The sequence below is a fragment of the Paenarthrobacter sp. AB444 genome, from assembly GCF_028736865.1.
In the GTDB taxonomy this organism is placed as follows: Bacteria; Actinomycetota; Actinomycetes; order Actinomycetales; family Micrococcaceae; genus Arthrobacter; species Arthrobacter nicotinovorans_B.
Genome location: NZ_JAQZBY010000002.1, coordinates 165,517 through 185,145 on the forward strand (window position 1 = coordinate 165,517; position 19,629 = coordinate 185,145).

At 61.2% G+C, this 19,629-nt stretch carries 24 protein-coding genes and 1 tRNA gene; 11 read left to right on the forward strand and 14 right to left on the reverse strand.

What is annotated here, in order from left to right:
- The first annotated feature begins 302 nt into the window (after positions 1-302).
- From PQ627_RS04165 to PQ627_RS04185, 5 genes are all read left to right on the forward strand, one after another.
- Positions 303-599 carry a hypothetical protein gene (locus PQ627_RS04165; protein WP_144660360.1) on the forward strand — a complete coding sequence of 99 codons (297 nt, stop codon included), beginning with the start codon at positions 303-305 and terminating at the stop codon, positions 597-599.
- Positions 600-675: 76 nt separating this feature from the next.
- Complete coding sequence (locus tag PQ627_RS04170) at positions 676-2,025, forward strand: hypothetical protein (RefSeq protein WP_274258654.1); 1,350 nt, start codon at positions 676-678, stop codon at positions 2,023-2,025.
- Entirely contained in the window at positions 2,022-2,618 is a 597-nt protein-coding gene (locus tag PQ627_RS04175) for an ABC transporter ATP-binding protein (protein ID WP_274258656.1), read from the forward strand. Before PQ627_RS04170 ends, PQ627_RS04175 begins: the two co-directional genes overlap by 4 nt.
- Entirely contained in the window at positions 2,546-3,166 is a 621-nt protein-coding gene (locus PQ627_RS04180) for a stage II sporulation protein M (RefSeq protein ID WP_274258658.1), read from the forward strand. Before PQ627_RS04175 ends, PQ627_RS04180 begins: the two co-directional genes overlap by 73 nt.
- Positions 3,167-3,169: 3 nt before the next feature.
- Complete coding sequence (locus PQ627_RS04185; protein WP_274258660.1) at positions 3,170-3,733, forward strand: hypothetical protein; 564 nt, start codon at positions 3,170-3,172, stop codon at positions 3,731-3,733.
- 40 nt (positions 3,734-3,773) lie between these two features.
- On the opposite strand, the gene PQ627_RS04190 is transcribed toward PQ627_RS04185, so the two are convergent.
- A complete protein-coding gene (locus PQ627_RS04190; protein ID WP_274258662.1) occupies positions 3,774-4,625 on the reverse strand; it encodes a PhzF family phenazine biosynthesis protein in 852 nt (283 codons plus the stop codon).
- 58 nt (positions 4,626-4,683) lie between these two features.
- On the opposite strand from PQ627_RS04190, the gene PQ627_RS04195 reads away from it, so the two are divergent.
- Positions 4,684-5,106, forward strand: a complete 423-nt coding sequence (locus PQ627_RS04195) for a DUF1801 domain-containing protein (protein ID WP_274258664.1) — start codon at positions 4,684-4,686, stop codon at positions 5,104-5,106.
- Between the two features lie 129 nt (positions 5,107-5,235).
- Here PQ627_RS04195 and rplI read toward each other — a convergent pair whose 3' ends face one another.
- The 4 genes from rplI to rpsF all read right to left on the reverse strand — a co-directional run bounded on the left by rplI (position 5,236) and on the right by rpsF (position 7,002).
- On the reverse strand, positions 5,236-5,688 hold the full coding sequence (rplI, locus tag PQ627_RS04200; protein WP_018778531.1) for a 50S ribosomal protein L9: 453 nt from the start codon (positions 5,686-5,688) through the stop codon (positions 5,236-5,238).
- Positions 5,689-5,705: 17 nt separating this feature from the next.
- On the reverse strand, positions 5,706-5,945 hold the full coding sequence (rpsR, locus tag PQ627_RS04205) for a 30S ribosomal protein S18 (RefSeq protein WP_003800144.1): 240 nt from the start codon (positions 5,943-5,945) through the stop codon (positions 5,706-5,708).
- Between the two features lie 128 nt (positions 5,946-6,073).
- Complete coding sequence (locus tag PQ627_RS04210; RefSeq protein WP_144660350.1) at positions 6,074-6,646, reverse strand: single-stranded DNA-binding protein; 573 nt, start codon at positions 6,644-6,646, stop codon at positions 6,074-6,076.
- 50 nt (positions 6,647-6,696) lie between these two features.
- Positions 6,697-7,002, reverse strand: a complete 306-nt coding sequence (gene rpsF / locus PQ627_RS04215) for a 30S ribosomal protein S6 (protein ID WP_011776755.1) — start codon at positions 7,000-7,002, stop codon at positions 6,697-6,699.
- Between the two features lie 239 nt (positions 7,003-7,241).
- On the opposite strand from rpsF, the gene PQ627_RS04220 reads away from it, so the two are divergent.
- Complete coding sequence (locus tag PQ627_RS04220) at positions 7,242-7,580, forward strand: YnfA family protein (protein WP_144660347.1); 339 nt, start codon at positions 7,242-7,244, stop codon at positions 7,578-7,580.
- Positions 7,581-7,642: 62 nt separating this feature from the next.
- Here the strand turns inward: PQ627_RS04220 and PQ627_RS04225 are convergent.
- Positions 7,643-7,728, reverse strand: a tRNA-Leu gene (locus tag PQ627_RS04225).
- Positions 7,729-7,845: 117 nt separating this feature from the next.
- On the opposite strand from PQ627_RS04225, the gene PQ627_RS04230 reads away from it, so the two are divergent.
- Positions 7,846-8,007, forward strand: a complete 162-nt coding sequence (locus PQ627_RS04230) for a hypothetical protein (protein WP_186313554.1) — start codon at positions 7,846-7,848, stop codon at positions 8,005-8,007.
- A complete protein-coding gene (locus PQ627_RS04235) occupies positions 8,000-8,671 on the forward strand; it encodes a DUF1345 domain-containing protein (protein ID WP_274258698.1) in 672 nt (223 codons plus the stop codon). Before PQ627_RS04230 ends, PQ627_RS04235 begins: the two co-directional genes overlap by 8 nt.
- An 84-nt stretch (positions 8,672-8,755) precedes the next feature.
- Here PQ627_RS04235 and PQ627_RS04240 read toward each other — a convergent pair whose 3' ends face one another.
- Positions 8,756-10,171 carry an amino acid permease gene (locus tag PQ627_RS04240; RefSeq protein ID WP_274258700.1) on the reverse strand — a complete coding sequence of 472 codons (1,416 nt, stop codon included), beginning with the start codon at positions 10,169-10,171 and terminating at the stop codon, positions 8,756-8,758.
- Positions 10,172-10,408: 237 nt separating this feature from the next.
- A complete protein-coding gene (locus PQ627_RS04245; RefSeq protein WP_274258702.1) occupies positions 10,409-11,713 on the reverse strand; it encodes a M18 family aminopeptidase in 1,305 nt (434 codons plus the stop codon).
- Between the two features lie 182 nt (positions 11,714-11,895).
- Here PQ627_RS04245 and PQ627_RS04250 point away from each other — a divergent pair, with 182 nt between their 5' ends.
- Together PQ627_RS04250 and PQ627_RS04255 are read left to right on the forward strand one after the other, a co-directional pair.
- Positions 11,896-12,618 carry a FadR/GntR family transcriptional regulator gene (locus PQ627_RS04250; protein ID WP_274258704.1) on the forward strand — a complete coding sequence of 241 codons (723 nt, stop codon included), beginning with the start codon at positions 11,896-11,898 and terminating at the stop codon, positions 12,616-12,618.
- Between the two features lie 3 nt (positions 12,619-12,621).
- Positions 12,622-13,125: a hypothetical protein gene (locus PQ627_RS04255; protein WP_274258706.1), complete on the forward strand. Its 504-nt coding sequence runs from the start codon at positions 12,622-12,624 to the stop codon at positions 13,123-13,125.
- 16 nt (positions 13,126-13,141) lie between these two features.
- Here the strand turns inward: PQ627_RS04255 and PQ627_RS04260 are convergent, their stop codons facing one another.
- The 6 genes from PQ627_RS04260 to PQ627_RS04285 form a co-directional block, all read right to left on the reverse strand.
- Positions 13,142-14,029 (reverse strand): intradiol ring-cleavage dioxygenase, encoded by an 888-nt coding sequence (locus tag PQ627_RS04260; protein WP_274258708.1) that lies wholly within the window; start codon positions 14,027-14,029, stop codon positions 13,142-13,144.
- A 65-nt stretch (positions 14,030-14,094) separates the two neighbouring features.
- Positions 14,095-14,784, reverse strand: a complete 690-nt coding sequence (locus PQ627_RS04265; RefSeq protein ID WP_274258710.1) for a response regulator — start codon at positions 14,782-14,784, stop codon at positions 14,095-14,097.
- Entirely contained in the window at positions 14,781-16,070 is a 1,290-nt protein-coding gene (locus tag PQ627_RS04270; protein WP_144660331.1) for a sensor histidine kinase, read from the reverse strand. Before PQ627_RS04270 ends, PQ627_RS04265 begins: the two co-directional genes overlap by 4 nt.
- A gap of 26 nt (positions 16,071-16,096) precedes the next feature.
- Positions 16,097-16,996 (reverse strand): ABC transporter permease, encoded by a 900-nt coding sequence (locus PQ627_RS04275; protein WP_144660328.1) that lies wholly within the window; start codon positions 16,994-16,996, stop codon positions 16,097-16,099.
- A 5-nt stretch (positions 16,997-17,001) separates the two neighbouring features.
- Positions 17,002-17,943, reverse strand: coding sequence for an ABC transporter ATP-binding protein (locus tag PQ627_RS04280; protein ID WP_144660326.1), 942 nt, complete (start codon positions 17,941-17,943; stop codon positions 17,002-17,004).
- Between the two features lie 152 nt (positions 17,944-18,095).
- Entirely contained in the window at positions 18,096-19,601 is a 1,506-nt protein-coding gene (locus tag PQ627_RS04285; RefSeq protein WP_274258715.1) for a bifunctional phosphatase PAP2/diacylglycerol kinase family protein, read from the reverse strand.
- Positions 19,602-19,629: the final 28 nt, after the last annotated feature.

The following is a 19,629-nucleotide window of genomic DNA, read 5'->3' on the forward strand; positions in this document are numbered from 1 at the left end:
CCTTCATTCGGGAGAACACCGGTGATTTGCCTGAGTGAGGCCAGCATCAAGTTCATGACGGCAAAATTGCAAAGATCATCCTCTAGAGCACTAAATGAGCCTTTGTTACGCAGTTTTGCTGATACTTGTAGGCTCAAATATCGCAAGAATAAGGCTCCTTTGGATCAATGAGTAGCTTGACCGCTACAAGTTCATAGGCAATGCTCCTTGATGGCTGCAACAAGTCATTCGGCCGAAGACAAACAGCCACTATCAAGTGATCCTGAAGAATCCATTCGCATGATATTGAAAGGAGCATTTCCATGTCCGCATCAATCACACAAGTCCAGCGTGATATCAATCCCGCCGTTGTAAAAGCGGTTAAGGTCGGCGGCGTGACGGCTGCCCTGTTCGCCACCTTGTCCGTGGTATTCCAGGCCGTCGCCACCCTCGGCATCTCCTCGGGCCTGGCGACCAATCTGTACTTCGCGCTCAACGCACTTTCATGGGCGGCCTTGGCTGCAGGCATCGTCGCCTCGTTCGGGATCGGCACGGCCCTTGCAGGCGTGATCTTCGGTCTCGTCAAGCGCTGGGCACTGAAGCAGTTCGTAGCCTGGTAAACCGCTGCCGTTGAACTCGGAGGGGGCCGCAATGAATCCACTGAGCACCCAGCCACGGTGGCGCAGCGCTTTCGCTGTGGCTCTCTCCGGCGCACGTGCCACGTATATCAACGAATTCCGTCGCAAAGCCAGCCGCTTGCGGGATGTACTTAGTGACCTCGGGTTCTCCATCAGCCTGGGCACCAGCAAAGCCGCCGTAACGGCAGGACAGGCAGTAACTCTGCTTGTCTTGATGGTCGGGCTTGGATGGACGCCACCACCCACAGGGCTGATCCCGTTAGGTATCCGGCTCAGCGCCCCGGAATTGGCAGCTATGGCTGCGTTGGTGCTCGCAGCCGGACTACTCCAAGCGCGGCGTCGCTTCCGGCGGGCGCACCGGCAATGGACCACCCTGACGGGAGCGCTGGAAAGCGGAATGCGGGCAGGACTAGCGATCCCGGACATCGGCTTGGCATTGATGCTGGTGGTTCAGAATCTTCGCTGGGGCTACCCGATCAATGCACTGGGAAGCGTCTCCCTGGTGGGCGCCGCTGTTACGCTCCTTTCCAGCGGCAGGAAGCGGGCGTGGCCGTCCGCGATTATGGCAACAGCAGCGGCGACCGCAACTCTGGTCATGCTCATATCGCAGTCGAACATGCTTGTGGCATCCGTCAACATCAAAGACCAAATCATGATCGATATGGCGATTGCCGTAGCTTCATTGATCCTTACAGCATCAGCCACACCCATTCTGTTCGCAGGAATTGCCCATAAATACGCGCTCAAGACACGTGGCTTATTCCTGGACATGGGCATCAAGGTCGGCAGCGTAGTACTGCTGGCTTCACTATCACTGTCAATTAGTGAGGGTACACCGTGGCCCGGCATTGCCCCTTTCGTGTCTATTGCTGTGTTTTTCCTGGGAATGATTTTTTTCAGGTCTGGATTCGTGCGGACATCCTCACCTGAAACTCTGGGATATGCATTGTTTGTTTTCCGCATCTCCCCAAGGAAACCAAGGGCGCTGATAATCAGAAGTCTTGTCACCAACGCTGTCCTTGTACTACCCGCTTTGGCGTGTCTCATCACGACTTTGCTCGTCCACAGAAATCCACAGTCGGCTTTGCTGCTGGCCGCGCTGGCGATCTTTGAAATCGCTGCTGATGCCCTGGCCATCCAACGGAAGACAGCGGTTCTGCCGGCCTCTCGTATCGCCGAGCTGTCCCAACGCTCAAGGACAGGCGTGGGGGCAGCTTTGTGCGCCGGCATGGCGGTAGTTCTTTCCGGGGTCATGGGAGGCATCATTCCCGGATCGGCAGAGCCAGCATGGCTGCCTGCCGTCGCAGGAGCCTTGGTGATAGTCGCTGCACTGCTGATCGGAGTACTTGTGGCAGATGCACCGTCATGGTTACGCGACCTGACGGCAACAGAAACAGAGGAATCATGAAGTCCCTGATGTGCGTAGAACACGCTTTCGGAAGCAATGTCATCTTCACCAGCACGAGTATCGAGTTGCCGGAAAGAGGCGTTGTAGCCCTCCGTGGGAGCAACGGAAGCGGCAAGACGACTCTACTGAAACTACTCGGCGGCGTGATCCATTCCTCCTGCGGAACTTTCCGCGACTGGAGGAACAAGTTCACCGCGGTCTATCTCGACACGGAATACCTGACCCTCGACTACCTCACGGCGAGGGAATTACTTGGCATGATCGGGCCCCTCACAACACCTATCCCCGACAACGGCCTCATCACCGATGCGATTCTTGCTACGAGGGTCAGTGACCTTTCACTTGGCCAGCGTCAACGCCTCGTCCTAACAGCGGCATTGGCCCTCCGCAACATCGATGTTGTCTTGCTGGATGAACCCCTCAATGGGCTGGACCGTGAGGCCTCCAAAGCTGCCAGGGACGCCCTTATGGCCGCAAGCCAAGATCGTCTCATCATCCTGGCCACCCATGAAGACGACCGATGGGCGGACTACGATCTCACCATCGGCCGGGACCGCAAAGTGAATTTATCCAAAGCTGGAGTCGCAGCTTGAACGCTTCCCAACTGCCTGCGCGGACCTTGCGTTTCCGCTCTTTCTGCACTTCGATATGCGGACTTTTTCCGTCGTTTGCCAAGGATCTGATCCCGCCAGTCATAGCGGCGGTAGCGGGCGGGCTATTTGCATCGCTGTTTACGTGGAAGCCAATCACGGATGGAACCGCCCTTACGGCCTTCGAAATCTTCGCCCACAACTTTTTCTTGGCATTGGTCGCGCTCCTCCTGACTCATTACGGTGCCAGGATCATCGTGCTTGCCAACGGCTTCTACCTGGGAATGGGTTGGGTGGGCAGTGTCGCCTCAGCGGGCCTGGGACAGACCCTTGCACTCACGCTGGTCCATGTCCCTCTCGAGATCCTTGCGTGGGTGACGACAATTCAGGGTGCCCGCATATTTTGGCCCGTGATCATAACGGTCTTCAGGAAAGAACAGACCCGGAGGAAGTTCCTTCCTGAGTTGCTGAGCACCATCGCTGTCTCCACCGTGTTTTACGTTCTGGCTGCCCTGTCTGAATGGGCTGAGTACGCACTACTGAAAAGGTAATCGATGACCCCGAGCTACCCCTCCCCGTCCCACGAATCTCTCCAGGATCCTGGAGCCCGCCGTATCAACGCCGTTTGGATAGCTTGTCTGGTTCTCGCCTACACCGCTGCCGCCCAGTACGCGGCTGGTCCCAAGCTCGAACAACTGGTCAACGAGAATGCCGAGTACAACCAGTTCTCCAGTCAGGAAGTACTGCTCACCTTCATGCGGGTCGGCGTACTTCTGTGGAGCGTCGTGGCTTCTTTCCTCCAAGCCCTTGCACTGCGGCTCATTTACAAGTTCATTGTCGGTCGACAGGTGCCAACGCTTCGCACCAGTTGGTTCTGGGTGCTCCTGGGCCAGATACCCTTCATGCTGACAGTGCTCTTTGTGGGCCTGTTTCTTGAACCGGAAGCAACGCTGGTGCTTGGACAAGCTTGGCTAAGAATTCTGTTCGGGGCCATAGCCGCTGCACTCTACGCAGTACTTGCGCGGAGACTATTCGGGGCTCCAAGCGGCCGTCTCGCCGTACTCTTCGCCATCTCCGCAATCATCAATTCTGTCCTCCTCGTAGCGGGGACTTCATAGGGGCGTCCTGCAATGCAAAGAGCAATTTGAAGAAAGAGCGCTACAGGATCACACTGCCTTGGATACAGGTGGCCGATGCTCCGCCGATCCAGATATCACCATCCCTGGCCATGACGTGGATACGCCCGGCCCTGCCCAGCACGGTGCCTTGAGCGGCAACATACTCCTCGGGCGCCCTGCCCGATCCAATCAGCCACTGGGCTGCTCCGGCGTTGAAACTCCCCGTCACCGGGTCCTCCACCATGGCATCACCAGGAATGAAGGTGCGGACTTCAAAGTCGACGGCGGAACCTGACTCGTGCGGGCCAATCACCCCGACTTTGAGGTCACCCATGGCCACGAAATCCGCTTCCAAGGCCAGTACCTGGTCCGCTGACCCAAGAAGGACGCCAATCCACTGCGGGCCGTTGACCAGCCACGATGCGTCGACTATCTCAGCCTCCGAGATACCCAGGCCCGCCGCGAGTTGGGATCGTTCGGCGTCGCTCACCGGACCAAAACGCGTCAATGGCGGAGCAGCGAAAGCCAGCCGGCCGGCGTCGTGCTTCACCCGAACCAAGCCCGCACCGCACTCCTGAACCAGGACGCCCTCGGTCTTGGGCACTCCCCCGGACTGCAGCCATGTATGCGCCGATCCGAGCGTCGGGTGCCCCGCGAAGGGGAACTCCTCGCTGGCGGTGAAAATCCTCACTTTGTAGTCGGCCGCAGGGTCGGTGGGAGGGAGGAGGAACGTGGTCTCCGAAAGATTGGTCCAATTGGCGAAGTGCTGCATGGCCTCGGTGCTGAGACCTTCGGCCTCCACCACCACGGCCAAGGGGTTCCCTCGGTACGGCTGGTCGGAAAAGACGTCGACTTGGTGGAACGGGCGGAGGCGGAGGGCTTCTGGAGTCACCGGTGAAGGCTACCATCCGGTGCTGGCAGGCGAGGTGCCGGTCTGCGAGACTACGTGCATGGCAGAGAACAAGACCCAACCGACGGATGCATCTGTCCTCGGTTTCCTTAGTGCCGTGGAGCACCCTGTCCGGCGGGCCGACGGCTTGGAATTGCTGGACATGATGCGGGACGCCACCGGCCAGGAGCCTGTCATGTGGGGCCCGACCATTGTTGGCTTCGGCAGCTACCACTACAAGTACGCCAGCGGGCGCGAGGGCGATGCTGCAGCCGTCGGATTCTCGCCACGAAAGGCCAACCTGGCCCTTTACGGGCTCACTTACGGCCCCGATGCAGACCGGCTCCTCCCCGAGCTTGGCAAACACAAGACCGGGGCGGCCTGCTTGTACATCAATAAGTTGGACGACGTGGACCGGAGCGTGTTGGCGGAGATGATCCGCTCCGGCTACAACCACGTGATGTCCGAGCTCCACACCTCTTGAGCCCGCGGCGATAAAAAAGAACCCCGCCACCGGAATCCGGCAACGGGGTTCTTTGGATGCAGTCAGAGACTACTTGCGCTGCGTAACGCTCCCTAAAACCTCGCAAGCTCGGTCTCAGGGAACCCTGCGCTACTTGCTGGCAACGACCTCGAGGTCGATAACAGCAGAAACATCCTCGTGCAGGCGAACGTTGGCCTGGTACGAACCGACAGACTTGATGTGGTTCGGCAGTTCAACGTTGCGCTTGTCGATGGCGCCAAGGCCAGCGGCCTCAACAGCAGCAGCGACATCGGCCGGCTTGACGGTACCGAAGAGACGACCGGACTCGCCGGCCTTCACCTCGAGCTTGACCTTCTTGGAGGACAGAGCCTGGGCCTGTGCCTGTGCAGCTTCAACAGAAGCGTGGGCACGAGCAGCGCGGGCAGCCTTGATGGACTCAACCTGCTTCTCGCCACCCTTCGACCAGGTCAGGGCGAAGCCGCGGGGCAGCAGGAAGTTACGTGCGTAACCGTCCTTGACCTCGACAACGTCGCCAGCAGCACCGAGACCGGTTACTTCGTGGGTCAGAATGAGCTTTGCCATGTTAGTTAATCCCTTCCTTAGCCGCGGCCAGCGCCGGAGTAAGGCAGCAGAGCAACTTCGCGGGCGTTCTTGATTGCCTGGGCGATCTTGCGCTGTTCCTGAACGGTAACGCCAGTAACGCGACGAGCACGGATCTTTCCGCGGTCGGAGATGAACTTGCGCAGCAATGCTACGTCCTTGTAGTCGATGACAGTGATGTCAGCGGCCTTCAAGGGGTTGGACTTTGGTTTGGGCTTACGGAGTTCAGCCTTAGCCATCGTGGAGCTCCTTTTCTATGGAGCCCGTGGATATTGATCCACGGGATGGTGGTGTTCGACGGCGGTGATCACCAAGGTGCCTTTCGGCAGTCCCGGTGAGCGTCCGGCGTCGGACTTTTGTTAGGTGTTTAGAAGGGAGGTTCGGAATCAGGGCCGTTGCCCCAGCCGCCAGCGTTGCTGACACCGGGCGTAGCCCAAGGGTCATCCTGCTGCTGTGCGGACTGGTTGCCGCCCCAACCTCCACCGGAGTTGCCGCCGCCCTGGTTTCCACCGGGAGCGCCACCTCCAAAGCCCCCGGAGTTGCCTCCGCCGAAGCCACCCTGTCCACCGCCGGAGCGCTGGGTACGGTTGACCTTGGCGTTTGCGTAACGCAAGCTGGGGCCGATTTCGTCGACCTCAAGCTCGATAACGGTGCGCTTTTCGCCTTCTTTGGTTTCGTAGGAACGGCTCTTCAAACGGCCGGAAACGATGACGCGCATGCCCTTGGTGAGGGATTCGGCCACGTTTTCAGCTGCTTCGCGCCATACCGATGCGCGAAGGAACAGGGTTTCCCCGTCCTTCCATTCATTGGACTGGCGGTCAAAGGTCCGGGGAGTAGAAGCGATGGTGAAGTTCGCTACTGCCGAGCCAGACGGGGTGAACCGCAGCTCCGGGTCGTTGGTGAGGTTACCAATGACCGTAATAGTGGTTTCGCCTGCCATCTACTGCCTCCTTGTTCGTTCCTGCGGGGTAAAGATCTGGAAGGGGCTGATTACTCAGCAACAACCTTCTGGTCTTCGGGGCGGATGATCTTGGTGCGCATGATCGTCTCGTTCAGAGACAGCTGGCGATCAAGTTCCTTGGCGGTAGCCGGAGCAGCGGTGAAGTTCACCACGGCGTAGATACCTTCGGACTTCTTCTTGATGTCGTATGCCAGGCGGCGACGGCCCCAGATGTCAACCTTCTCGATGGTTCCACCATCGGTGGTGATGACATTAAGGAACTTCTGAAGCGACGACTCTACGGTACGCTCTTCGACCTCGGGGTCGATGATTACCATCAATTCGTAAGGACGCATATGTGAACCCACCTCCTTTGGGCTAAGCGGTTACGGTATTTCCGTAACAGGAGGTTCATTTGCGATGCTGTGCAGCGCTCCCCCGCCGAAGATTCGGAAGGAGGGCGTAACACAGACTTCAATATCTTAGTGCATCTCCTGCACTCAAAGCTATTCGAGGGGATCCCCGGCGGAAACGGGCTTGTTGCCGTATGTGGATAACCGCTTGGGCGGGCTTGGTGGCAGGGAATACTGGAGCAATGACCATCCTGAAGTCCATCGTCCTCTTCGCCCTGGCCGCAGTGGCCGAGATCGGCGGAGCTTGGCTGATCTGGCAGGCCGTCCGCGAAGGCAAGGCCTGGTGGTGGGCCGGACTTGGCGTTGTGGCCTTGGGAATCTACGGTTTCTTCGCCGCCTTCCAGCCGGAGGCGCACTTTGGCCGGGTGCTTGCTGCGTACGGCGGGGTCTTCATCGCCGGGTCGCTGGCCTGGGGAATGCTGATGGACGGCTTCCGGCCGGACCGCTGGGATGTCATCGGAGCAGCGATCTGCATCGTGGGCGTCGGCGTCATCATGTTCGCGCCGCGGACGGGAGCGTGACGCCGGTCGCCCCAGGAAACGACAGAAGCCCTGGAAGATCAACGACCTTCCAGGGCTTCCCTTGGTGCGCGGAGGGGGACTTGAACCCCCACCCCCTTTCGAGGACTAGCACCTCAAGCTAGCGCGTCTGCCATTCCGCCACCCGCGCAAGGTGATCAGGAGAAGCGCTTTCGTTTTTCTCCTTGACAGCGACAAAGACAGTAACACGAACAGGGCCGATTCGCAGATTCCTGTCCAAAGGAAGGCACCCCGTTAGAGTGGCTGGATGGACGCCACCCCGTTGAATAACCTGGTCCTGACCATTGTTTTCGCCGCGATTGCCCTCTACGCCCTGTACTTCGTGGTTCGTGCCGGGGTGCGGGATGGCATCCTCCAGGCATCGAAACTCACCGACAAGGCAGGCTCGCCCGGGAACCCCAATGACTAAGGCTGTGGAGAACACCAGGGTCCGGCGCAGCAGGCTGCGCTTTGTCGCCATGCTGGTGGCCGGCACCGCAACATTCCTCTACACCGGGATGACGGGGAGCTGGGTGGATGCCCCGGCAGTCGGATGGGCGACGGCGGCACTGATTTACGTGGCCTGGGTCTGGTTGGTGATTGCCCGGATGGATCCCGCCGAAACAGAGCAACATGCCACCTCCGAGGACCCATCGCGCGGGGTAACGGACCTCCTGATCCTTATCGCGAACCTGGCCAGTATTGCCGCAGCGGCGGCAGTGATCGTCAACTCCCACACTGAAGACAACGGGTCCCGGCTTTCGTCGGGAGCGCTGGCGCTTGTGTGCGTTGCACTGTCCTGGATGCTGGTGCAGACCCTCTTCACCCTCCGCTACGCCGAGCTCTACTACAGCCCTGCAAAAGACGCAGGAGGACAAGTGGGCGGCATCAGCTTCAACCAGGAACGACGCCCCCAGTACACGGATTTCGCCTACCTGGCCACGAGCCTTGGCATGACCTACCAGGTATCCGACACCAACCTGGAAAACCACCGGATCCGCGCCGAGGCACTGAAGCACAGCCTGCTTTCATACCTGTTCGGCACTGTCGTTCTGGCAGTCACGATCAACCTGGTGATTGGGCTGGCCCAGTAACAAGGAAGGCCAAGCGGGCCGAAATGCACAGCGGGGCAGCCGCCGTCGTACGTTGACGGCAGCTGCCCCGCAGCAGAAGAGCGCTTACGACGCCGGTCCGGAACCGATCTCCTCGCGCTCGGCTTCCGCGTTGGTCGCCACAGCAGGGCTGCCGCCATTTCGGCGATACCGGAACACTCCGATGGCAACCACAACAGCGGCCAGGGCCAGCGACAGGAAAAGCGACTCGCGCGTGGATTCAATGATGACCATGCCGATGACGAGCGCCACGATCGCCCCGATGGCGATCCACGTGAGGTACGGGAAGAACCACATTTTGAGCTCCATGTCCTTTGCGGCTGCCCCCATGCGCTTGCGAAGGATGAGCTGGGAGGTCGCGATGACAAGCCACACGAACAGGGCTATGGCACCGGAGGTGTTCACGAGGAACAGGAAGACAGTGTCCGGGGCAATGTAGTTCAAACCGACCGTAATGAACCCCACCACGGTGGAAGCAAGCACCGCTGCGGCCGGAACACCACGCTTGGAGATCTTCATCCAGGACCTGGGAGCGTCTCCGCGCTGGGAGAGCGAGAACAACATGCGGCTTGCGGTGTAAAGCCCCGAGTTGAGGCAGGAAAGCACCGAGGTAAGCACCACGATGTCCATGATGGTGCCGGCGCCCGGGATGCCATACAGCTCGATGACCGCGACGTACGGGCTCTTGGCAACCGAAGCATCGTTCCACGGCAGGAGGGTCACCACGATGGCGATGGATCCGATGTAGAAGATGAGGATGCGCCAGACAGTGGACTTCACGGCCTTCTTGACGGCATCTACCGGGTTCTCGGATTCGCCCGCGGCAATGGTGGCAATTTCAGCTCCGAAGAAGGAGAAGACCACCACGAGAATGCCCGCGAGCACGGCACCCGGGCCGTTGGGCATGAAGCCGCCCTGGTCCAGGAGGTTGGCAACTCCCGGTGCGGATACGCCCGGCATCAGCCCCAGGATCGCAACGATTCCCGCGAGGAGGAAGATGACGATCGCGGCGACTTTGATGGAGGCGAACCAGAATTCGAACTCACCGTAGGACTTCACGGATCCGAGGTTGGTCAGGGTCAAGAGCACCATGAGAACCAAGGCCCAGACCCACTGATCAACGCCGGGAACCCAGCGGTGCATGATGGCGGCTCCCGCCGTTGCCTCAATACCGAGGACGATGATCCAAAACCAGGCATAGAGCCAGCCAATACTGAACCCCGCCCAGCGGCCAAGGGCCTTATCGGCGTATGTGGAAAAAGATCCCGTTTCGGGGTTGGCAGCAGCCATCTCCCCCAACATGCGCATGACAAGGATGACTACCAAGCCTGCAGCCAAGTAAGCGAGCAGGATGCCGGGGCCGGCCTGTTGGATAGCCGCGCCGGAGCCCACGAACAGTCCGGCTCCAATGACGCCGGCAATCGCGATCATGGAGAGGTGGCGGGGCTTCAGGGATTTTGAAAGCTGTTGGTCAGCGTGCATCGAACGTCGCCGTCCTTAGTGTTCTTGGAAAGGCCCCCGTTGGATGTGCGGTGGACCACTTGGCTTACCCACAGTAGCCAGCACCCATCGTCAGCATCCTGTGCAAACTTACATTTTTCGCCACCGCAAAACGGCGCGATGCACAAAAAGTATGATTTTAGGCATCAGACGTTTACCCGGGAGCACAATCGAAACGAGCCTGAAACGACCCCTTGAGGCTTGCGGCCGTGGCTCGGATCACACAGCCGTAGCGAAGAAGCCCTCCACCACCCGCGCCAAGGAGTACGGATCCTGCACGCCACACAGCTCCCGGGCCGAGTGCATGGACAGCAGCGGGATACCCACGTCGACGGTCCGGATGCCCAGCCGCGTCGCGGTCAGCGGCCCAATGGTCGAACCACACGGGATGTCGTTGTTGGACACGAACTCCTGGTAGGCGACACCCGACTCATCGCAGAGGCGCGCCCAGAAGGCAGCGCCCGTGGCATCCGTGGCGTAGCGCTGGTTGGCGTTGATCTTCAACAAGGGTCCGCCGTTGAGCAGTGGACGGTTTGCGGGATCGTGCCGCTCTGCATAGTTCGGGTGGACTGCGTGGCCGGCGTCCGCGGAAACACAGAACGACGCCGAGAGGGCCTGCCGCCGTTGGCTCACCGAAGCGCCGAGACCGTCGGAAATCCTGGTCAGGATGTCCTCCAGAATCGGCCCGCAGGCGCCGGAACGGGAGTTCGAGCCGATCTCCTCATGATCAAAGGCGGCAAGAACAGCGATGGGACCGTCGGCGGGGGCGGAAGCAGCATGGCCCAGCAGTGCCGCCAACCCAGCGTGCGTCGACGAAAGGTTGTCCAGGCGACCCGAGGCGAAGAACTCACTGTTGGCCCCGAAAACTGCCGGTGCCTGCGTGTCTGCCACCACGACGTCGTACCCGCCAATTTCCGAAGCATCCACGGAGGCGCCTTGGACGCGCGAGGCAAGCAGGCCGAGCAGGTCTTCCCCGGCGGGGTCGCCCAAGCCAAAGATCGGGTTCATGTGCTGCTGCTTTGAAAGGGTGAGGCCGTCGTTAACCGCACGGTCCAAATGAATGGCCAACTGGGGAAAGCGCAGGAGGGGCCCGGTGGATGTGAGGTGCTGGGTTCCATCGCGCATCACCAATCGGCCGGCGAGCTGCAGTTCACGGTCCAGCCATGAATTCAGGAGAGGCCCGCCGTAAACCTCCACCCCTGCCTGGAGCCAGCCGAATTTGCCCGTGGTGGGCTTCGGCTTCAATTTGAACGACGGCGAGTCTGTGTGCGCGCCAAGGATGTTGAAAGCCGTGGTCGGACCGGCATTTTCCGGCGTCACCCAGGCAATGAGGGCGCCGTCGCGGATCACGTAGAAGCTGCCGGAACCACCTTCCCAGGCCTGTGCTTCATCAAGGCCGACAAAGCCGGCAGCGTCGAGGCGACGCGCGGCCTCGTGTACTGCGTGAAAACTCGACGGCGAGGCCGACACATACGCGGCGAGATCCTGGACATGGTCAACTGCTGCGGAAGCGTTTGAAGGCATGCTCCCGAGTCTAGCCCGACGGGTTCGCCGCCCGGCCCTGGCCGAGGTACCCGCCGTGGCAGGAGCGGGTTTCGTCCAACCCATGACCACCCCGGGAAGCCAGTGGTCTTAAGGAAACCTGCCCGTGACATGTTTCCGGATCACCCTTGACCGTTGGTCGGGCGTCGTGGCAAGGTCAGGGCATGAACAACCTGTTGGACAGCTGGACAGCTGGTCAGGGTCCCGTGGTGCGGGTTGGTGCGGCTGAAGGCGTTCTGGCCGCGCTGCGGGAGGCAATCCAAAACGGACAAATTCCAGTCGGAACCAAACTGGAGTCGGAATCGATGCTGGCCCAGCGCTTCGGAGTGTCCCGGACCATGGTCCGTGAAGCCCTGCGGTCGCTGGCTTCGCTTGGACTCACGTCAACAAAAACCGGCAAGGGCACCTTTGTGGTGTCAGACCAAGTGATCAATGACTTGCGCCTCGGCAAATACTCGGCCCGCCAGCTGCTGGAAGCCCGGCCCCATATTGAAATCCCGGCTGCGGGCCTGGCCGCACAGCGACGCACCGAAGAAGATCTGCAAGGCCTGCGGGAAATTCTGGACGCCATGGCCGTCGAGGACGAACTCCAGCAGTGGGTGGCCTTGAATTCCGAATTCCACGCCAGGATCGCCAGAGCCAGCGGCAACGGCGTGTTTGCGACCATGCAGGCGGACATCGAGGACGCGATGGCCAAGCAGTCCCAAACCCTGAACCAGGTGATAGACCGCCGCGAGGAATCCGGCGTCGAGCACGCGGCGATCCTTGCGGCCATTGAGCGCGGCTCAGCAGATGAAGCAACTCTGGCCATGATGCTGCACCTCCAGGGCGTGGAACACACCCTGGAATCAGTCACCGCCCCACAAAGCGCCCCGACCAGGGCCTGAGATATGAAAGCCAGCACCATGCCACAAAGCGGCCCGCCAGCAGAACCCGAACCTCAATCGACGGGCCCGTCTGCAGCTGTCCGCGACCGACGTACCCGCCTTCACGCCCAGATCATCAGCTACCTGGCCCGCAACGGAGCCAGCAGGTTGAAGGACATCCTGGCTGAGGTCGACGTCTGCAGGGATACCCTCATCGTCAACCTCGGGATTCTCGAAGAGTCCAGCATTATCCAGTGCGACCTTCCCAAAGGTGCGCGCTACAGGGCCACGCCCTTCTACTCACTCTGCAGGCCCACGACCCTGCGTCAAAGGCAAAAGAACCAGGTGCAGCTGACGGCACGGATCCAGGAAGCGGCCGACGGGAAAATCGTGGTGTCCATCGACGAGGTTCCAGGCTCCGTGGTTCACGTCCCTGCCTTTGACCAGATTCCCCGTGCAGCTGCCGCAGCCGCCGCATCAAGCCTGCAGGAAGACGAAGACGCTTTCGCCGTCCAAGTGGTCTACTAGTTCCGGCTGCCGCCCGCTAAACGGTGACGTTCAGGGCCGCCGTGTATCCACCCTGCACGGAGCATGAAATAGTCGCCAGCTGGTATATGCCTCCGTCGTCACCAAAGACGTTGTCGGAGGTCAGTGTGGTTTTCGGGAAACTGCGGGCGCTGTTCTCGTAGCCGTCAGTCGCATACACGGCTTTGCAGGCGCTCTCCGTCAGTGCGATCTGCGAGACGGCAAGTACCTGGCCTGCGGCGCTGGTGTTGCTCATGGACTCAAATACCTCGAAGTGAATATGGGGCCAGCGCCCCATGTACGCTCCCGGGAAGATTGTGCTGAAAGTGAGCTGTCCGTTGGCATCGGCCTCCTGCACGCCCCGGAGGTAGTTTTCGTTTTCCAGTCCGGAATCATAGAGCGAATATTTGCCGTTCTGGTCGCAATGCCAGACGTACACTGCGGCGCCCGCCAGCGGAGAGCACCCGTTCGCATTGTCCAGCAGCGTCAAAGTGACAGTCAGGGGCACACCTGCCGCCTTGGTACTGGACGTTCCGAAGCTGGATCTGATGTCGCGCCGGACAACCCCGGAAGCCTCCAGCACGTTGGGCCCGTTCGATCCGTCCCCCGGGTAGGGACCCAGCGTTTCCTCGGGGATCTCCACCCCGCATTCGGCGAACGCACGCGTTACGGTGCTGCTCGCCTGCGACGACGGTGAGGCGGCCGCCGTCGTACTTTCCGATGGGGTGACGGTAGCGCTGGAGGTGCCCGACGGCGATGCGCTGCCACCTTCCGTGCCCGGCGTGCAGGCCGCAAGTGCGGCAGCGGCTCCGCTGCCGAGAAGGACGCCCAGAGTGCGGCGACGACTCAGCAACGTGGAGAGGTCGAACTCCAATCCTTTGTCGTGGTAGGGATGGGGCTTGGTCATGCTTCCATCAAACCCGCAGCCCCTGTGCCTTGTACATGGTCAGACTGTGGCCGGGCTGTGAAAGGTCAGTAGTCCGGGTTGCTCGGAACAACCAGTCCGGTCTCGTAGGCATACACCACCACTTGCACGCGGTCCCGCAACTGCAGCTTGCTCAGGATCCGGCGGACATGCGTCTTCACGGTGGCCTCGGAAAGGAAAAACTTGTGTGCGATCTCCGCGTTGGACAGGCCCTCAGCGATGGTCGTCAGGATTTCGGTTTCCCGGGGGGTGAGTTCGTCCAGCAACGGGTCCCGATGCGGGGAGGGTGCGTTACCAGGAACGGCACCGCCGCGGACATACGTTTCCAGGAGTCGTTGGGTCACCCGCGGAGCAACGACGGCGTCACCGCTGGCCACCAGCCGTACGGCGTGCACGAGCTCCGCCGGGGCAACATCCTTGAGCAGGAAGGCAGAGGCACCGGCCTGCAGACCTGTGAAGGCGTACTCATCCAGATCGAACGTCGTAAGGATAATGACCCGCGCGTCGGAACCGGACTCGGAGATGCGGCGCGTTGCCTCGATCCCGTCCATGGAGAGCATGCGCACGTCCATGAGCACCACATCGGGCTGCAGGGCTTCGACTTGGCGGACGGCGTCAGCACCGTCGGATGCCTCGCCCACGACGTGGAAGTCTTCTTCGCCTTCCAGGATGAGCCGGAAGCCCATCCTGAGCAGCGGCTGGTCATCGACGAGCAGCACTTTAATGTCATCGGTCATGATTCCCCCTTTTCGCCGTTCCAGTGGAGATCGGCGTGCACCGCCCAACCCCCTCTTTTTCCTGGACCGGCGGTAACAATTCCAGCATAGATTCCCGCGCGTTCGTTCATCCCCGCGATGCCCAGGCCCGCGCCCAGGCTGCCTATCGATTCGCTGCCCCCATCCCGGGTTCCGCGGCCGTCGTCGAGCACGTCAATGGTGACCACATCGCCGTCGCGGGCCACCAGCACGTCCACCCGGCTGAGCGATCGGCCGTATCGCAAAACGTTCGTCAGCGACTCCTGCACGATTCTGTAGACCGTGAGCTCGAAGGCGGGATCGGCCGGCAAGGCCGGGCCGGTGTGGGCATAGTGCAGCGGGAGGCCGGCCGTGCGGAACCCCTCAAGAAGCTTCGCGAGGTTGTAGCCGGACTCAAGCGGCGTAAGTGGCGCAGGACGCCCGGAATCATCGCGCAGTACACCGAGAACGCGGCGCATGTCCGCCAAGGCGGTGCGTCCGGTGCGCGAAAGCTCGCTGAGGACTTCGCCGGCGCGTTCCGGATCCTTCTTGACCACAACTGCCGCACCGTCCGAGAGACTGATCATCACCGTCAAAGAGTGGGCCACGACGTCGTGCATTTCGCGGGCGATGCGGTTGCGCTCGGTGACTTTGCCGAGCCGTGTGGTCCGGGCAGCCCACTCCGCTATTTCCGCTTCGTGTTCGCGACGCTGTCGGACGGAGATGCCGATGCCGGTTGCCAGGAGGTTCGACAACATGATGGTCACCGCTGTGGCGATGTTGTTGATGAGGTGGAAATTCTCCGGGAGGTCCTGCAGCGTGTCAGTCTGGGCAGGACTTGTCCACATAAACAGGTAGAGAAGGCTCAAGGGCAGGCTGGCCGCCACAAAAACAACGAAAGTGATGCCACGCTTACGGAGGGACGCCACGGCGTAGAGCGCGAACCAAAGGCCCGCGGAAACATTGGACCCCCACGGGTTCAGGATGGTGGCAGAAACTTCCAAAAGCGCGACGGCGAGCACCACCTGGAGCGGGAACTGTCGCCGGAAGACCAACGCCAGGGCAATCAGAAGGAGTATGGCCACGACGAGCCACTTGCCCTCCCCGATCGAGGAAATGATGGTGGGCAACGCCAGGAGTACGTAGCAGAGCACCACTACCGCGTCCATGGCACGGGGACGCCTGAAGAAGAAGCGCCGGATCCTGCCCCTGCGGCGCTGGGCGATTTCGGCAAAGGACGCGTCGGCCACGGTGGCCGGCGCGTCCTTCACCTGTGGAGCTTCAGTCATGGATTGAGCCTAGACGGCTGGGCGTCTTAGACGTCCCGCTTCTTGATGGCGAACACCGCCGGAATCAGGAACAGCAGCACGTAGCCCAGGAAGATCAAGCCACCCTGCCACGGGTCAATGACGCCGTCTGTGTGTCCGATGGCGAGGAACCTGCCCCCTGCCTCACTGGGGATGTACTGGGGTACGTACTTCCAGAAGTCGCCCGGCACCAGTGACAGGAATCCGGAAGCAATCGACAGGACGAAGAACAGTGCCACCAGCACGGTGACGCCACCGGCGGAGTTACGCAGAAGGGTTCCCAACGACAGTCCAATGAGCGCGACGCCGGCGACATACAGGCCGCCGGTGAAGATGCTGTAGATGACGCCGTCAGTGGACCAGGTGAGATCAATGTCCAAGCCCTGGAAAACAGGCATGGCGATCAGGAAGGTGAGCACCGCCGCGATCGTGGTGATGACGTAGGAGATGACCACAAGGAGCAGTGCCTTGGCCGCAAAGGCGGGAATGCGCTTGGGCACCGCGTTCATGGTGGAGCGGATCATGCCCGTGGCGTACTCGGAAGAAATGAACAACACTGCGAGAGAGCCTAGGACCAGGGTGCCGATCTGGATGCCGGCGTTGGGCAGGTTGTAAAGGTCGAAGCCGGAACCCGGAGGGAAGGACTTGGTCAACATTTCCCCGGTGACAGGCTGGCCGGCGTCCTTGGCCTGCTTGATCATCTGGTCAAGGAACGTATAACGGATCAAAACGGCAAGAGCGCCCACCCCCACCGTGGCAATCAGTGTGACAGCAAGGAGGATCACGGTGGACGTCAACGAGCGGAGCTTGATCCATTCGGACCTGACGACTCCCCCAAAAGTAACGCCGCGAACGCCAGCCGATGCGTGGGCTGGTGCATTGGTGCGGTTTTCAGTCATGGTGCTCATTGTCCTTACTTTCCTTCCTGTGCAGCAGTGACAGGCTGACCGGACATATGGGATTGGTACTCCACTTCGTCCTTGGTGAGATTGAAGTAGGCATCCTCCAGCGAGGAAACCTGCGGCGTCAGTTCGTAGACCAGGACGTTGTTGTCCAGGGCCACTTGGGCGATCTCGCGAGGCTGCAGGCCCACCACTTCCAGGGTTTCCGTCTGGCTCTGGTCCACCCGCACGCCATCGCCGACGAGGAGGGCCGACAACTGGCTGGCGGCAGACGTGCGGACCAGGGTCTTGGCTTGCTGGGCACCGGCGATGATGTCCTTCACAGGAGCATCCGCAATGATCCGGCCACGGCCGATCACGATCAGGTGGTCGGCAGTCTGTGCCATTTCACTCATCAAGTGCGAGGACAGGAAAACCGTCTTCCCCTGGCTGGCGAGGTACTTCACCAGGTTGCGCACCCACAGAACGCCTTCAGGGTCGAGGCCGTTGACGGGCTCGTCCAGGATCAGGGTCTGCGGGTCCCCCAAAAGCGCAGCGGCGATGCCCAGCCGCTGGCCCATGCCGAGGGAGAACCCCCCGGCTTTCTTCTTCGCCACAGCACCGAGACCGGTCATTTCAATGACCTCGTGGACGCGGGCGGTGGGGATGCTGTGGGTGGCGGCCATGGCCAGCAGGTGGTTGTACGCGCTGCGGCTCGTATGCACGGCCTTGGCATCCAAGAGCGCCCCAACCTGGTGCAGGGGAGCCTTGTGCTGCGCATAGTGCAGGCCGTTGACCTTCACGTCGCCCGCCGTGGGAGAGTCCAGTCCCATGATCATGCGCATTGTGGTGGACTTACCGGCGCCGTTCGGGCCCAGGAAGCCCGTCACACGTCCAGCCTGGACAGTGAAACTGACACCGCCGACGGCCGTCTTCTCGCCGTAGACCTTGGTCAGGCCTTTTGCTTCGATCATGGAAGCGTTCCCCTCCTCGGAGCACATGAGCGTGCAGATGAGTTTTGAATGTACTCACAACGCTACTCAGGGAGGGCAGGTAAATCGCCTGTCTCAGGGATGATTCAGGGTTCAGTCAGGGTAGTCCTCCCGGATGACCCCGGAGGACAGCACTACTCAGCTACGGGCAGTGGCGAATAGACATTGAGAACCCGGGGCTGCACTGTAAAGGTCGCCTTGCGCACTCCGGGCTTGGGTTCACCGTCCACGGCCAGCACCAACGGTTGGCCAATTGCCTCCACGGTAATGTCCGTGGCCTCGGTCAGGTGGGTCACCTTCGATGCCGATACCGTGCCCGTGATGACTGCCCACAGCAAGCGTGCCCGCGCGAACGGTTCATCCGCTGTGATCATGCGGAGGTCGAACACGCCATCGTCGAGCACGGGGCGGCGCAGCGGGGCGTGGTCGCTGGGATAGAACCTTCCGCGACCCATGTAGAGGATCCACAGCTTGTGCCGCTGTCCGTTCACCAAGAGGGTGGTGGGCGAATTCACGCCAAAGGTCCGCAGGGATGCGACCACCCCTGCCAGCGGCTTGCCCATGGCGGGCTGGAGCCGCTCGCGACGACGGACAAGGTTGGGGTACACGCCCACGCTGGCGGTATTCAGCATGGCCAGTTCGGAGACTTCCGGCATGTCAGGCAGACCACGCTCCACCACCACATGCCCCAGGTCAACGGATGCGCCTTGGCCATTGCCCAAGGCATCCAGGACATCCTCGATGGAGCCGGCACCAAGATCGCGGGCGAAGTGGTTAAGGGTCCCGCCAGGCAGGACCGCCAGAGGCAGTGAATGTTCGACGGCGGCAGCCGCGGCCGTTCCTACCGTTCCGTCACCGCCCCACACACCCAGCGCGACGGTTCCCGGCCGGGTTGCTGCGGCATTGATTTCCTCAGCGACGTCTTCACCCTCTGAGATCTCCCGTATATAGGCCTTAGGGAATATCTTTCGGAGGAGTTCGCCGGTTTCGGGGGAGTAGGACCCACCCAGGACGTTGACCGCAATACTCAACCCCTCGCCGTCGTGAATTGCCGGCACCTCGGCCGGGGTACGGCGGGGAGTCGGCTCGGCTGGCCGCGCGGGCCACCACTTCCGGGTGAGGAGGGCTGCACCGGCACCCAGGGCGGAACCGAAGACAACGTCCGAAGGCCAGTGGGCGCCGGTATGCACGCGGGAGTAGGCAACCCCGGCCGCAATGGGCGCCAGGGCTACACCAATCGCAGGTGAGACTATTCCTGCCCCCGTCGCGAATGCCACTGCCGACGCTGAGTGGCCGGATGGCATGGAGGAACTGGTGGGCTGCGGGTTCACGAAACGGAACAGCGGCAAATGCTCCGGCAGCGGACGGCGCCGGGGCAGGGCACGCTTGAAAATGACATTGGTGACGCCTGACGCCACGCCCAAGGCAAGCAGTCCATGGAGGGCGGCACGGCGGGGTCGGCCGGGCATCGTCGCCAGAATCCCCGCGATACCGAACCAGAGTTTTCCCTTGGTTGCGGCGGCGGAGAGTCGGCGGAAGAAGACGTCATGATCGCCCTGGGGCTGCCGGGATACTGCCCGCACCAGGAAGTGGTCGAGTCGCTCAACACGTTTGGGGCCCTTGGCCACGAAGCCTCGCATCCCCTCACAGTATCGCCTGCCACTGTGG